Below are 12326 nucleotides of genomic sequence, written 5' to 3'. Positions count from 1 at the left end.
GTGCGGGGCGGCGGTGGACCAGGTGCCGGCGAAGCCGGTGGCGGCGGCCGAGCCGTCGCTGCCGGGGCGGCCGGTCCCGGGCAGGGGGGAGGGCGGGGGGGGGGGGGGGGGCCCTCCGGACCGGCCGCCGTCCCTCGTCGTCTCCCCTTCTTGGAGAGCTCTGTGCGTTCGCTAGTCCGGCGTATCGTCCTCGGCATCGCGCTGGCCCTGACCGGCCTGGTGCTGGTCCCGGGCGGCTCGGCCTCGGCCGACACCCCCTCGACGGTCCTGTTCAACCAGAAGTCCGAGCGCTGTCCCGACGGCGTACTGACGGGCACGCACCTGCGTCCCTGCGCGCCGTCCGACGGCCCGGGCCAGTGGGTGTTCAAGCCCGTCTCGGGCCTGCCGAGCGTCTACACCCTCAACAACACCAACGACCAGCGCTACTGCCTGACCGCCGACTACACCCCCTCCAGCGCCGAGTGCGTCGCCAACGCCACCTCGCAGATGTGGCGGGTCACGCCGTGGACCGCGGCCGACAGCACGTCGAGGTACGACCTGTTCGGGGTGCGGCTGCAGAACATCTCCAACTCCCAGTGCCTGGACAACACCGAGCACAGGATCGGCGGCGGCGGCTGGCGGCTCTACATGTTCGACTGCAACGACGGCGGGTACCAGGAGTGGGACATCTACCGCAGCACCTACGTGGCCCTGTTCGGCGGCGTCGCCACCCACAACGGCATGACCTGGGCCACCCTTGAGCAGCGCGCCGACAACGTCGTGCACGTCGGCAACGACAACAGCAGCAACGCGTACAGCGGCGACACCCCCGCCACCGCGCAGCTGCCCGTGCTGTGCCTCAAGCAGGACGGCCGCCCCGCCCCCGCCGGCGTCCCCACCAGCGGCTTCCACAGCTGGGCCGGCGGCGAGGTGAAGGCCACCATCCCCACCTCCGGCAGCCAGCTCTCCAGCCGGGCCGCCGCCGACCAGCTCTGCGCCGGCTACTTCGGCACCGGCTTCCGGATGGCCGAGTTCCACGACGCCAACGGCTGGGGCCTGTGGGCCAACGGCACCCTGCCCGCCGGCACCCGCTTCTGGACCGCCATCACCGACCAGCCGGCCAACCCCTGGAGCTGACCGCACCCGGACGCGGGAGGGCGGGCGCCGATCCTGGCGCCCGCCCCTTCTCATTGCCGAAGTGCCGAAGTGCCGAACGCGTCACCGCCTGGGCCGATGTGGGCACTGACCACCCCAACCCGGCGGCGGTCCTCAGGTCGCGCGCTGTCCGTGGAGGAGGACGGGCAGCGCGCGGCCCGCCAACGCCTCGGTGGCACGGGCGGCTTGGGAGGGCGCCATGACGTCGTGGAGTTGGCGGACGGGGACGAAGCGGGCACCGAACAGGCCGCTGCGGTGCCGGGGCGGGACGGTCAGGTGGGTGTCATCGCGCACCGTGCCGCCGTCGAAGACCAGGTTGAGGCGCTCCAGGTAACGGTCGGCGGGGGTGAAGTCGACCGCGAGGACGGCGGCGAGACGGAGGTTGAGGCCGGTCTCGGCGCGCAGGTTGCGGGCAGCGGCGAGGTGCGGGGGCTCGTTCGGCTTCGCGGCGCCGCCGGGCAGGATCAGCCCGTCCATGTAGTCCGGGTCGACGAGGAGAACGTCACCGCGCGGGTTGCGCACGAGGACGAGGCAGCCGAGCCGGCACACCGGCGGCTTGGCGAGCAGACGGGGGTCTTGCATCGGGCGGTTCACCTTCTGAGGGCGGCGAGGAGTACGAGGGAGAAGCCCGCCAACCACAGGAGGCGGGCGAGGAGTTCAGCCGTCACGCGTCAGGCGCTCGTAACGCAGCCCCTTGCGGAGCAGGTCGACGACCCGCAGGAGCGCGGACGGACGGGCGCAGCCCAGGCCGATGAGGTAGCAGCCGGTCCTGCGGCCGTGCTCCCAATCCACCCCGACGGAAGGCAACTTCACCCCGCCCAGGGCGAGGACGGCCGTCAGGTCGTCCAGGACGTCGGCGGCCTGCCGCCGCTGCTCGGCGGTCACGCGGGAGAGCATCGAGGACACGCTCACTCCCCCGGCCGCTTGTGGACCTCGAAGACGCGCCAGGCGCTCCAGGCCTCGGAGAAGGAGCCGAACCCGCCGAGCTCACCGTCCGGTTGGCGCAGCCAATCCCGGGTGAGCTCGTTCCGGACCCGGTAGAGGCGGGCCTCGGTGTCCCAGCGCACGCCGTAGCCGTGGAGGCGGGGAACCTGGTCATGGGCCATGAGAAAACCCTCCGCGATCGATGTTTCACGTTCTGTGCACATGGTGGCCCCGCGCCACCTAGCATCGGAAGCGAAGATGGACTTGTCTTCCAGGGCATCCACGTTGGAGCACCCATGGTGAACATCAGGGAAATCGATCCAGAGTCAAGCCGCTGGGCCCCCTTCGGAGTACTGCTTCGCAGGTCACGAGTGGCGGCCGGCCTCACCCAGGGCCAGCTTGCGAGGCGCATCGGGTGCCACCCGTCCACGATCTCGGTCGCTGAAACTGCCACGAAGCAGGTGTCGAGACGATTCGCCGAGAAGGCGGACGAAGTCCTCGGGACCCACGGCTCCCTGACGCTGATGTGGCTTCAGGCCTCCAACAGCGCCGGTCTCGCCGAGGGATTCGCCGAATTCGCCAAGCACGAGACCCAGGCCACGGAGATAAGGCTGTTCGAAATTGGCGCCATTCCTGGTTTGCTCCAGACCCGGGCCTACGCCGAGGCCGAGTTGGCCGGCGCCGTGGATCTGGGCGAGGTCACCGCCGACCAGGCCGAGGAACGTCTCAACTTCCGGATGGCCCGGCAGAAGTTCCTGGAGCGCACGCCCCCGCCCCTGGTCTTCGTCGCCCTCGACGAGAGTGCTCTTCGATGGCGGCTCGGTGGTCCCGCCGTCATGGTGGAACAGCTCCAGCGGCTCGAAGACCTGGCCGAAGGACTGCCGAACGTCCTGATGCAGGTCGTCCCCTTCACCATGGGGGTCCACCGATCGTTCCGCTCAGCCGTCACGCTGCTGACCGTCGGGGACAACACCCAGTTCGGGTACACCGAGACACTGCACCGGGGTTTCCTCGAACGCGATCGGGCCACTGTCGTGACGTGGCGCAGGAGATACGATCGTCTTCAGGTAGACGCGCCGCCCAGGGCCGAGTCCCTGGCCATGATCAGAAGCATCCGGAAGGAACTGGCACCATGAGCTTCCGCCCCGACCTGTCCTCTGCCCACTGGGTCAAGTCCTCCCACAGCACTGACGGGGGGCAATGCGTCGAGATCGCGCCCGGCTTCCCGAGCGTCATGCCCGTGCGCGACTCCAAGGACCCCCACGGCCCGGCCCTCGTCTTCCCCGCCGACGCCTGGCAGTCCTTCGTCACCGCCGTCCGCACCGGCGAGTTCGGCGCCAACTGACGCTGCTCGATGGTGCCGCCGACCCGGCTCGGGGCGGCGGCACCTGACACTCTCGCTCTGGATCCGGCAGCCCTTCGCTTGCATGGGAAGAAGGAGCACGGAGCGGTGAACTCATCGAGGCTGCAGTGGGTGTTGCCGCTCGCCGGCCGCTGTCCCCGCTCACCGAAGGTAGACCGATTCTCACTGAACTCTGATCGGATCTGCTGTTGTCGTGAGCAGGACTCGAGCGAGAAATCGCAGGCGCCGCCAAGGGGCGTCTCGTACCCTCGTCCTCACCGGTTCGCCGAATAGCCACTGAGGATTGTGTGAAGCACTTCGATCTCCACGCCAGGATTCCGTTGCTCGTGAAGACCATGGCCGCTGCCGACCACAGCCCGGATGCTCAGCTGATACAGACACGCCACCGCGCTTCACTCGTGGAGAGCTGGGACATCGAGCCCGGATCCACCGTCCTCGAACTGGGTTGCGGGCAGGGCGATATGACCGCCGTTCTCGCGGAGGCTGTCGGACCCCAGGGACGCGTGGTGGCCGTCGATGTCGCCGATCCGACCTACGGGGCGCCGGTCACGCTCGGGGAATCGGCGGCCCGGCTCGCGGCGAGCCCGGTCGGGCCGCGCATCGACTTCCGCTTCAGCACGGATGTCCGCGACCTGTCGGTCGACTTCCCCTCCGACGCCTTCGACCACGTCGTGCTCACCCACTGCTCCTGGTACTTCGCCTCGCTCGGGCAGCTGCGCGACACGCTGGCCCGGGTGCGGCCCTGGGCGCGGCGGCTGTGGTTCACCGAGTGGGACCTGACGCCCTCCTGCGGCGACCAGCTGGCGCACCTGCTCGCAGTATTGATCCAGGGCCAGATCGAGGCTGCAGGCTCACACGGCGAGGGCAACATCCGCACGTCCTTCTCCCGCGAGGCGCTGCTGCGGCTCCTGCCCGAGGCGGGCTGGACAGCGGACGGCGACGGGCCGGTCGACACCGACGCACTCCAGGACGCGGACTGGGAGATCGCCGCCTGTCTCGACCTGATCACCGGAGGAGAACGGTTGGCCGCGCTGTCCGAACCGGTACGGCAACTCGTCCTCAGCCAGAGCGACGTCCTGCGGGCCGTCGCCGCACCGCATGGCAACCGCCCGCTCGGGGCGTACTGGGTCACCGCACGCTGAAGTGCCACCCCGGCCAAACCTTCCGACCTCAGTCGGATCCCGCAGCCCTGGCACTTCCGCAACCCAGCCGGCCCGGCCCGGCGCCCTCGAACACCGAACCAGGTTAGAACTTCAGGCTACCCAAGGTGTACTGATGGCATCGCGTATCAGGTTGTCGTGAATTGGCCATGCTGGCAGTGGAGTTAAGAGGACATCTCATTTTGGGGCCTTAAATCGAGTGCGAGAGTTCCGGTCCGGGTGATACAAGGTCTGCGTGACTGAGCAATTCTCCTTCCCCACCCTGCTGCAGATGATCGACGAGCGGTCCGCCGCGTTCCGCGCCGCCGTCGCCGCTGCCCCCAGCCTCGACGCCGACGTCCCGTCCTGCCCGGGCTGGACGCTGTACGACCTGGCGAACCACCTCAGTGAGGGGGACCGCTTCTGGGCCTACATCGTGCTGAACACCGCGCCGGGCGACGAGCGGCCGAGCAAGGACGGGCTGGCGGCGCCCAGGGAGCGCGAGGCCCTCATAGCCTGGCTGGCCGACTCGACGGAGCAGCTGCTTGCCGCTCTGCGCGAGGCCGGCCCGGACCGGGCCTGCTGGGCCTGGTGGGAGCCGCTGGCCTCGCCGCACACGGGGGCCGCCGTGGCCCGCCGCCGCGTCCACGAGTCGCTGATCCACACCTACGACGCCCAGCTGGCCTCCGGTACGCCGCAGGAGCTGCCGACGACCGAGGCGGTCGACGCCATCGAGGAGTTCCTGGCCACCGTCTGCACCGTCACTGTCCCGTGGCCGCACGAGCCCGCCACCATGGACTACCACGCAGCCGAGGCCGGCTCCTGGCGCCAGACGGTGGACGCCGCCGGTTCCCGCTTCACCCGCCTCACCGCGGCGGAGGCCGCCGAGAGCAAGCCCACCGCCGCCATCTACGGCACGGCGAGCGAGATGGCCCTGCTCATGTACATGCGCATCCCGAACGGCTCGCTGCGGATGGAGGGCGACGCCGACCTGCTCCAGCAGCTGCAGAACGGGGGCTGACGGCTTGGGGAGCGATAAGAATCTGGGCAGGCTCGGCTGAGCAATCCGCCTGGGATTGATCAGCAGGACGTCGGGCGGGCGTCGGCGGCGAGGACGAGTTCTTTGCTCGTCTTGCGGGTGGCCCGGCGGGCTGACCGGTCGGAGACCAGGCCGGCTATGGCGGCTTTGGTCTCGGCGAAGTATTCGCGGCGGCCGGTGTAGCGCTGCGCCACTGCTTGTACTCGGCGTTGGCGTGTTCCACGCAGATCCGGTTGGAGGACTGCGCTCGGCGTTCGTGCCGCCAGGCGTGCTGCTCGCCGAGGGTCGCGTCCTTCTTCGGCTCGCGGGGTGGGGCCGTGACCTGGCGTGGGAACTGGTTGGCGAGGCCCCGGTAGCCCTCGTCGACATGCACCTTGACGCCGGGGCGGCGGTCGCCGCCGCGCCGCTCCCGCAGCGCAGACTCCTGCTGCGCCTCCCAGGCAGGGACGAGCTCAGCGACGAGTTCGGCAAGATGCTGCCGGGATATGCCCGATAGGGCGTGATGAGACAAGGCCGCGCGGGCCGATGACTTCACATCCACGGGCGCCGCGCCTCTCGCCGCCTACGCCTGCCGCCGCTCCCACTGCTCCTTCGTGATCTCGTACCGCACACCCCCGTGCTCGGAACCCTCGACCGCCATCATGTAGTCCGGCGTGGGGATGTTCTCCGCGAGCGTCATCCCGAGCTTCTCCATGACGTTACGCGAAGGGCGGTTCACGGTCATCGTCTCGGCCCAGACCATGCGGATGCCGAGCTCGGCGAACCCCTTCGCCAGCAGCGCCTGCGAGACTTCGGTGGCGTAGCCCCGGCCCCAGGCCGCCTGGCGCAGGCGATAGCCGAGTTCGGCCTCCTCACGCGGGCCGCTGCGCAGCGGACGCAGGCAAAACCAGCCGACGAACGCGCCGCCGTCCTTCTCGTCCGCGGCGAACAGGCCGAGGTCATGATTCCAGCGCTCGTAGCCGGCGAGGATGCTGGGGATGGCGAGGTCGCGGACCTCCTCTGGCGGGGTTGGAGCGCCGCCGTTCAGGTAGCGCATCACCGCCGGGTCGCTGTCCAGCTCGATCAGCAGGTCCGCGTCGGCGGCGGCGAAGGGGCGGAGGGTCAGGCGCTCGGACTCGAGGTAGGTGGCCACGTGAGGATCATGGCCGAGACGGGTCGGACGGTCCAGGGAGTTTTCGGGCCGCGTCTGTCACCGGGTGGCGTTCTGACCGCAGTTCCGTGAATGATCTTCAGGTGGGCCGCGAGGGCTGTGGTCAGCTCGTTCGACCACTCTTGTGCAGCGCGGCGCTCGCGCGGAAGCGGATACGGCCGCAGCGGTCTTTCACCTCCTCGGTCGCGTCGTCCGGGCAGCAGCAGTGCCGAGCCAGCCAGGCCAGATCGCCAGGATCCAGCCAGAGTGCCACGCGCCCACGGTCGGCTTCGGTCTGAGGATTGGTCGGCTTGATCTCGGTCATGGCGAGAGGCTACTCAATCCGCAGCAAGCACCTCGAAGATCATTCACGAAAGCGCGGGCAGAGCCTCTTTCAGACGGTCCGGGGGCGGCGGCGCCTGACGGTGTCGCTCTGGATGACGAGCCGACGCTGAACCACATCTGCCCAGACGATGGGCGAGCCTGGCGAGGCACGGCCTGCGGTGGCTCGACGTCCCCGACGGCCCCGAACTCGGCGGTGGGAACGGGTGCCGGGGTCAGCGCATCAGGCAAGGGGGGCTCTCGCAGTACCTGTATCACCAGGGTCTCCCGGACGTTCAAAACGCCTGTCACCATGGACACACGCTGCAGCTTCACCCCCATCAGTTCAATTCAGCTGCCCCGAATGCGCGACCGTGTCGGCGCGTTCTTCGACGGCAGAAGGGACGGAGACCAATGGCGGACAATCAATTCACCGCTCACGCGGAACTTTTCGATCTGAGCGGGAAGTACGCCCTTGTCACCGGCGGCACCAGGGGAATCGGGCTGATGATAGCGCGCGGCCTTCTCCAGGCGGGCGCCCGTGTCGTCATCAGCTCGCGCAAGGCGGACGCGTGCGCGGAGGCACAGCAGCTGCTGTCCGAATTCGGCGACGTTCAAGCGATCCCCGCCGACCTGTCCAGGCACGACGAGTGTCAGCGCCTCGCCGATCTCGTCCAGGTCGACTCGGAACGCCTGGACATCCTTGTCAACAACGCGGGGGCGATGTGGCGCGAGCCGCTGGAGACGTTTCCGGACGAGGCCTGGGACGCGGTGATCGACCTCAACCTCAAGTCGCCGTTCTGGCTGGTGCAGGCGCTGCTCCCGGCACTTCGCAGAGCGGGCACCGCGGATGATCCCGCGCGGATCATCAACATCGGCAGTATCGCCGCCATCCACGTCGCCCAGTCGCCCAACTACTCGTACGCCAGCAGCAAAGCGGCTCTTCATCAACTCACCAGGGTGCTTGCCAGGGAGCTGGGCCCGCAGCACGTCACGGTGAACGCGGTGGCACCGGGAGTGTTCCCGTCGCGGATGACGGCGTCCACGCTCGATGCCGTCGGCGACACGATCGCGGCGGCGGCCCCTCTGCGCCGGATCGGCCGCGACGACGACATGGCGGGTATCGCCGTGTTTCTCGCCAGCCGGGCCGGGTCCTACCTCACGGGCACCGTCATCCCGGTGGACGGCGGCATCGCGACGACCGCATCGGGCACCCCTTAGACTGCGGGACCGGCCTACGGTGAGGGGATGGCCACGATGGATCTGCGCACCGAGATCCGGGAGTTCCTCAGCTCGCGTCGCGCCCGCATCGCACCCGCGCAGGCGGGCCTGCCCGCTTACGGCGGCAACCGTCGGGTCAAGGGTCTGCGCCGCGAGGAGGTGGCGCTGCTGGCGGGGGTATCGGTCGACTACTACGTGCGCATGGAGCGCGGCAGGCTCGCCGGTGCCTCCGATGGCGTGCTCGACGCGCTGGCCTCTGCCTTGCAACTCGACGAGGCCGAGCGCGACCACCTGTTCCACCTCGCGCGCCAGTCCACGGCGCCCAGCGGCCCACGCCGGCGCAGGCCTGCCGTGACGGTGCGCTCGACGCTGCAGCAGGTGCTCGACGCGATCTCCGGTGCGCCGGCCTGGATCGGTAACGGCCGCTACGACGTGCTCGCCATGAACCGACTCGCTCGCGCGCTGTATTCGCCGGTGCTGGCCGACTCGCGACGGCCCGCGAACACGGCGCGGTTCGTCTATCTGAACCCCGAGGCGGCCAGGGATTTCTTTGTCGACTACGACCACATTGCCGGCGGCGTGGCCGCGAAGCTGCGCATGGAAGCCGGCCGCGATCCGCACGACGGGGAGCTGATCACCCTGGTCGGCGAACTGTCGACGTCCAGTGAGCTGTTCCGGCAGCGGTGGGCATCTCAGGACGTGCGGCTGCACCGGTCCGGCCGCAAGCGTGTGCGCCATCCGATCGTGGGCCGGCTCGACTTGGACGTCGAGTCCCTGGGACTGCCCGCCGAACCCGGCCTGCACCTCAACGTCTACACCGCACCCGCGGGCACACCGACCGCTGACAATCTGGCGCTCCTGGCGTCGTGGGCGGCCACCCAACAAGCGCCGGCGACCGAGCTCGAAGCACACAACGGATAGCCCGACCCCTTCAGTACTGGTCCGGTGGATCCGGGCCCGGTGGCGGGAGCGGGTGCCGGGTCAGTCCCACCAGAACGACCACTGGTGGGCGGCGACGAGGCCTTCGGCGTAGGCGGTCAGGGTGCCGGTGCCCTGGAAGACGAGGTCGGGGCAGAGGGCGGTGTGCTCGGCGGCCAGCGGGAGGGCCTCGGCGAGCGTGGCGGGCGGGACGGCGACGCTCAACTCCAGGGTGTCGAAGCCGACTTGGACGACCTGGGCGCCGAAGCGGCGCTCCCAGTCGGCGAGCACGGCGGCGATCTTGGCGGTGTCGTCCTCGTGGTTGAGCGGGCCGCTCCAGCCGCAGGCGACCAGTGCCTCGGCGCCGCTGCCCGCCTCGACCAGGCCCAGGCGCGCGTCCCGTACGGACAGCAGCACGTCGGCCAGGCCGCGGGCCTCGATGCCGGGGGCGCCGTCGGGGACGGCCGCGGCGGGGGCGGTGCCGGGCCAGGCGGGGCCGAAGGGGGCCAGGGCGGCGTGGAGTTCGGCGGCGTCCTCGGAGCCGAGCGGGTCCTCGGACCCGTCCTCGTCGGCGCCGCCGAGCTGCTGCCACCAGCGGCGCAGCAGGGCGTCGGGGTCGTAGAGGGTGGGGTCGGAGGCGGAGGCCGGGAAGAGTTCACCGGACAGCCAGGGGCGGTAGTCGGCGCCGTCGCCGAGGGGGACGAGCAGCAGCGGCCACAGGCCGGACTGCGGGTGGGCGCGGTGGAGTTGCTGCCACAGGCCGGCGGGGGCGGGGGCGTCGCTGATCCACAGCAGCGGCTCCGGCCCGTCCTCGCCGCCGACCAGGCGGCCGGGCGGGAGGGTGGCGGGCAGGAGACGGGACAGGTCCGAGGTCATGGGGCCACCGTAGGGGCGGTCACTGACAAGGGAGTTCGGGCAGGGGGGTCGGGCGGCGGGGTTCGGGCCCGCGGTGCGGCGGGGGTGGTTCAGGCCCAGGGCAGGGCGGCGCGGGTGCGCCAGTACGCCGGGGCGGGTTCGGCCAGGACGGCGAGGGCGGCCAGGTCGTCGGGGTCGGGGTGCAGGGTGGCGGCGGTGAGGTTGGAGGCGAGCTGGTCGACGGTCGCCGCGCCGGACAGGACGAGGTCGGCCCAGGGCTGGGCGGCGGCCGTGGCCAGGGCGAGGGCGTCGAGGGGGGCGCCGGTGCGGGCGGCGAGGGCGCGCAGTGCGGCGGTGTCGTTCCCGGTGGCGTTGCGCCCGGCGAGGCGGCCGTTGGCCATGGCCTCCTTGACGACGACCAGCCAGCCGGCGGCGTGGGCTTCGGCCAGGGCGGGGGCGGCGGAGGGTTCGAGCAGGTTCCAGGTGGCCTGGACGGCGCTGAACAGCGGGCGGCCGTCCACGGTGACGGCCAGGGCGGCGCGGATGGTGTCCGCCTGGGCCGGGCCGCTGGTGGACAGGCCGACCCGCACGCCCTGTCCGGCCAGGTCGGCCAGGCGGGCGTGCAGGGCGGTGTCGGTCAGGGCGGGGCTGTCGGGGGTGACGGAGTGGACCAGGTAGACGTCCAGGTGCGGGCCCAGCAGGGAGCGGGTCTCGTGGATCTGGCGGTCGAACACCGCCGTGGAGTGCTCCTTGACCTCGTGCGCGGCCACGCCGGTGGTCTGCCAGCCGGCCGTGTAGGTGTAGCCCCACTTGCTGCCGACCGTCACCTCGGCGGCGGCCTGGGGGTGTTCGGCGAGCCACTGGGCGACGAACTCCTCGGCGCGGCCGTAGGAGCGGGCGGTGTCGAGGTAGCGCACGCCGGCGGCGTAGGCGGCGTCGAGCAGGGCGTGGGTGCGGTCGCGCAGCGCCTCGACGGTGCGTTCGGCGGGCAGGTCGCCGTCGCGTCCGAGGGTGATGTAGCCGGGCCGGCCGACGGCTGCGGTGCCCAGCCCGTACCGCGCGATCGGCGGGCGGTCGGCGGCGGCTCCGGTGGCGGGGTCGGTCGGCATGGCGGGGTCTCCTCGGGCGCGACGGTGCTCACCTGGGACTTTACCGTCGGGTCGGTCGGCGCATCCGGCCGCCGGGGTCGGGCGGTCGGCCGGATACGCCGGTCAGCCAGGCCGGTCAGCCAGTCAGTCAGTCAGGCCAAGGCCGGTCAGCCGGGTCAGCCGGCGGCGATGGTGGCCCGGATCCAGTCGGCGTAGGCGCGCACGTCGGTGTACAGGCCCGGACCTTCGGAGCAGGGCACGCCCGGGGCGCCGGGGCCGGAGGTGGTGCCGATGAGCTCCCAGCGGCCGCCGCGGCCGCGCTGGATCTGCGGGCCGCCGGAGTCGCCGAAGCAGGCCATGGCCTTCGGGGTGGGGCTGGTCGTGCACAGGCGGGTGGGGCCGGCGAAGCCGGGGGCGCAGTCGGCCGCGGCGGCGCGGCGGGTGTCGAGTTCCTGGAGGCGGTCCGGGAAGACCATGTCCTCGTACTTGGGGGTGTCGAGGACGGTGCCGAAGCCGAGCAGCCGGGTCGGGGTGCCGGGCGGGCCGGGGCGTTCGGCGACGGGGGCGGGCCGCTGGGCGACGGGGCGGTCCAGGCGCACCAGGGCGAGGTCGTCGTAGTTGGGGCGGGTCTGGCCGTCGCCGAAGCTGAAGCCGGGGTGGACGACGGTGCGGGTGATGGCCCGGACGGTGCCGCCGCTCTTGCGGTGCGCGCTGCCGATGCGCACGGTGCCGTCGAGCGTCAGCTCGCTGCCCGGGTAGCCCTGGACGCAGTGGGCGGCGGTGAGGACCCACTGGGGGTCGATCAGTGTGGCGCCGCAGGTGCCGTCGGCTATCTGCTTGGCGCTCATCGGGATCGTGGCCATGAACGGGTAGCGCTCGGTGGAGTCGTGGCCGTTGACGATCGCCTGGGCGCTTCCGGTCATGGCGGTGGCGCCCAGGGCGGCGGCGAGGGCGGCGACGGCGGTGGCGCGGGCGGCGCGGCGGCGGACGGTCTTGCGCAGGAGCACGGGTGACGGCCTTTCGGATCGGTTGGTTCGGATGCGTCCAGCCAACCCTGCGGCGCCCGTCCGGGACATCCGGGCAGCGGGGGGGGCGCCGGGGGCGGGGGGTCCGCGGGGGGCGCGCGCCTCGACCAGGCGGGTGTTGAGGTCGGCCATCTCCGTCTGGATCCGCTGCCAGTCGGCCTTGTCGTAGC

General features: G+C 71.2%; 16 protein-coding genes. 7 read left to right on the top strand and 9 right to left on the bottom strand.

Annotation, left to right across the window (positions count from 1 at the left end):
* Nucleotides 1-162 precede the first annotated feature (162 nt).
* On the top strand, nucleotides 163-1116 hold the full coding sequence (locus ACFV6I_RS13735; RefSeq protein WP_380425199.1) for a hypothetical protein: 954 nt from the start codon (nucleotides 163-165) through the stop codon (nucleotides 1114-1116).
* Between the two features lie 132 nt (nucleotides 1117-1248).
* Here ACFV6I_RS13735 and ACFV6I_RS13730 read toward each other — a convergent pair whose 3' ends face one another.
* The 3 genes from ACFV6I_RS13730 to ACFV6I_RS13720 form a co-directional block, all read right to left on the bottom strand.
* Nucleotides 1249-1716 carry an NUDIX domain-containing protein gene (locus ACFV6I_RS13730; protein WP_380425197.1) on the bottom strand — a complete coding sequence of 156 codons (468 nt, stop codon included), beginning with the start codon at nucleotides 1714-1716 and terminating at the stop codon, nucleotides 1249-1251.
* Nucleotides 1717-1791: 75 nt separating this feature from the next.
* Nucleotides 1792-2031, bottom strand: coding sequence for a hypothetical protein (locus ACFV6I_RS13725; RefSeq protein ID WP_380425195.1), 240 nt, complete (start codon nucleotides 2029-2031; stop codon nucleotides 1792-1794).
* An 11-nt stretch (nucleotides 2032-2042) separates the two neighbouring features.
* Complete coding sequence (locus tag ACFV6I_RS13720; RefSeq protein ID WP_380425193.1) at nucleotides 2043-2240, bottom strand: hypothetical protein; 198 nt, start codon at nucleotides 2238-2240, stop codon at nucleotides 2043-2045.
* A gap of 114 nt (nucleotides 2241-2354) precedes the next feature.
* Here ACFV6I_RS13720 and ACFV6I_RS13715 point away from each other — a divergent pair, with 114 nt between their 5' ends.
* From ACFV6I_RS13715 to ACFV6I_RS13700, 4 genes are all read left to right on the top strand, one after another.
* The gene (locus ACFV6I_RS13715) at nucleotides 2355-3194 is read left to right on the top strand and encodes a helix-turn-helix transcriptional regulator (protein ID WP_380425190.1); all 840 of its coding nucleotides are present in this window, start codon (nucleotides 2355-2357) and stop codon (nucleotides 3192-3194) included.
* Nucleotides 3191-3403 carry a DUF397 domain-containing protein gene (locus ACFV6I_RS13710; protein WP_380425187.1) on the top strand — a complete coding sequence of 71 codons (213 nt, stop codon included), beginning with the start codon at nucleotides 3191-3193 and terminating at the stop codon, nucleotides 3401-3403. Before ACFV6I_RS13715 ends, ACFV6I_RS13710 begins: the two co-directional genes overlap by 4 nt.
* Before the next feature lie 353 nt (nucleotides 3404-3756).
* Nucleotides 3757-4563, top strand: a complete 807-nt coding sequence (locus ACFV6I_RS13705; RefSeq protein ID WP_380425240.1) for a class I SAM-dependent methyltransferase — start codon at nucleotides 3757-3759, stop codon at nucleotides 4561-4563.
* A gap of 253 nt (nucleotides 4564-4816) precedes the next feature.
* Entirely contained in the window at nucleotides 4817-5581 is a 765-nt protein-coding gene (locus ACFV6I_RS13700) for a maleylpyruvate isomerase family mycothiol-dependent enzyme (protein ID WP_063352874.1), read from the top strand.
* Nucleotides 5582-5735: 154 nt separating this feature from the next.
* Here ACFV6I_RS13700 and ACFV6I_RS13695 read toward each other — a convergent pair whose 3' ends face one another.
* The 3 genes from ACFV6I_RS13695 to ACFV6I_RS13685 all read right to left on the bottom strand — a co-directional run bounded on the left by ACFV6I_RS13695 (nucleotide 5736) and on the right by ACFV6I_RS13685 (nucleotide 7053).
* Nucleotides 5736-6140 (bottom strand): hypothetical protein, encoded by a 405-nt coding sequence (locus ACFV6I_RS13695; protein WP_380425185.1) that lies wholly within the window; start codon nucleotides 6138-6140, stop codon nucleotides 5736-5738.
* Nucleotides 6141-6161: 21 nt separating this feature from the next.
* Entirely contained in the window at nucleotides 6162-6731 is a 570-nt protein-coding gene (locus tag ACFV6I_RS13690; protein WP_380425183.1) for a GNAT family N-acetyltransferase, read from the bottom strand.
* Between the two features lie 121 nt (nucleotides 6732-6852).
* On the bottom strand, nucleotides 6853-7053 hold the full coding sequence (locus tag ACFV6I_RS13685) for a hypothetical protein (protein WP_363376036.1): 201 nt from the start codon (nucleotides 7051-7053) through the stop codon (nucleotides 6853-6855).
* 410 nt (nucleotides 7054-7463) lie between these two features.
* On the opposite strand from ACFV6I_RS13685, the gene ACFV6I_RS13680 reads away from it, so the two are divergent.
* Nucleotides 7464-8270 (top strand): SDR family oxidoreductase, encoded by an 807-nt coding sequence (locus tag ACFV6I_RS13680; RefSeq protein ID WP_380425181.1) that lies wholly within the window; start codon nucleotides 7464-7466, stop codon nucleotides 8268-8270.
* A 27-nt stretch (nucleotides 8271-8297) separates the two neighbouring features.
* Nucleotides 8298-9191 carry a helix-turn-helix transcriptional regulator gene (locus ACFV6I_RS13675; RefSeq protein ID WP_380425179.1) on the top strand — a complete coding sequence of 298 codons (894 nt, stop codon included), beginning with the start codon at nucleotides 8298-8300 and terminating at the stop codon, nucleotides 9189-9191.
* Nucleotides 9192-9251: 60 nt separating this feature from the next.
* Here the strand turns inward: ACFV6I_RS13675 and ACFV6I_RS13670 are convergent, their stop codons facing one another.
* The 3 genes from ACFV6I_RS13670 to ACFV6I_RS13660 form a co-directional block, all read right to left on the bottom strand.
* Entirely contained in the window at nucleotides 9252-10064 is an 813-nt protein-coding gene (locus ACFV6I_RS13670) for a DUF4253 domain-containing protein (RefSeq protein ID WP_380425177.1), read from the bottom strand.
* Nucleotides 10065-10153: 89 nt separating this feature from the next.
* A complete protein-coding gene (locus ACFV6I_RS13665; protein ID WP_380425174.1) occupies nucleotides 10154-11152 on the bottom strand; it encodes an aldo/keto reductase in 999 nt (332 codons plus the stop codon).
* 155 nt (nucleotides 11153-11307) lie between these two features.
* The gene (locus ACFV6I_RS13660; protein WP_380425238.1) at nucleotides 11308-12207 is read right to left on the bottom strand and encodes a S1 family peptidase; all 900 of its coding nucleotides are present in this window, start codon (nucleotides 12205-12207) and stop codon (nucleotides 11308-11310) included.
* Between the last annotated feature and the right edge of the window lie 119 nt (nucleotides 12208-12326).

Origin of the sequence: Kitasatospora sp. NPDC059803 (assembly GCF_042732255.1) — a bacterium.
Lineage (GTDB): Bacteria > Actinomycetota > Actinomycetes > Streptomycetales > Streptomycetaceae > Kitasatospora.
Note: the sequence above shows the minus strand (reverse complement) of the source record. Positions and strands in the feature narration are given on the sequence as shown.

What these genes read in the sequence shown, in the direction of transcription:
- ACFV6I_RS13715 (WP_380425190.1), top strand. Translation starts at nt 2,355, where the DNA reads ATGGTGAACATCAGGGAAATCGATCCAGAGTCAAGCCGCTGGGCCCCC.
- ACFV6I_RS13725 (WP_380425195.1), bottom strand. Translation starts at nt 2,031, where the DNA reads ATGCTCTCCCGCGTGACCGCCGAGCAGCGGCGGCAGGCCGCCGACGTC.
- ACFV6I_RS13705 (WP_380425240.1), top strand. Translation starts at nt 3,757, where the DNA reads ATGGCCGCTGCCGACCACAGCCCGGATGCTCAGCTGATACAGACACGC.
- ACFV6I_RS13660 (WP_380425238.1), bottom strand. Translation starts at nt 12,207, where the DNA reads ATGTCCCGGACGGGCGCCGCAGGGTTGGCTGGACGCATCCGAACCAAC.
- ACFV6I_RS13680 (WP_380425181.1), top strand. Translation starts at nt 7,464, where the DNA reads ATGGCGGACAATCAATTCACCGCTCACGCGGAACTTTTCGATCTGAGC.
- ACFV6I_RS13710 (WP_380425187.1), top strand. Translation starts at nt 3,191, where the DNA reads ATGAGCTTCCGCCCCGACCTGTCCTCTGCCCACTGGGTCAAGTCCTCC.
- ACFV6I_RS13675 (WP_380425179.1), top strand. Translation starts at nt 8,298, where the DNA reads ATGGCCACGATGGATCTGCGCACCGAGATCCGGGAGTTCCTCAGCTCG.
- ACFV6I_RS13665 (WP_380425174.1), bottom strand. Translation starts at nt 11,152, where the DNA reads ATGCCGACCGACCCCGCCACCGGAGCCGCCGCCGACCGCCCGCCGATC.
- ACFV6I_RS13670 (WP_380425177.1), bottom strand. Translation starts at nt 10,064, where the DNA reads ATGACCTCGGACCTGTCCCGTCTCCTGCCCGCCACCCTCCCGCCCGGC.
- ACFV6I_RS13685 (WP_363376036.1), bottom strand. Translation starts at nt 7,053, where the DNA reads ATGACCGAGATCAAGCCGACCAATCCTCAGACCGAAGCCGACCGTGGG.
- ACFV6I_RS13720 (WP_380425193.1), bottom strand. Translation starts at nt 2,240, where the DNA reads ATGGCCCATGACCAGGTTCCCCGCCTCCACGGCTACGGCGTGCGCTGG.
- ACFV6I_RS13730 (WP_380425197.1), bottom strand. Translation starts at nt 1,716, where the DNA reads ATGCAAGACCCCCGTCTGCTCGCCAAGCCGCCGGTGTGCCGGCTCGGC.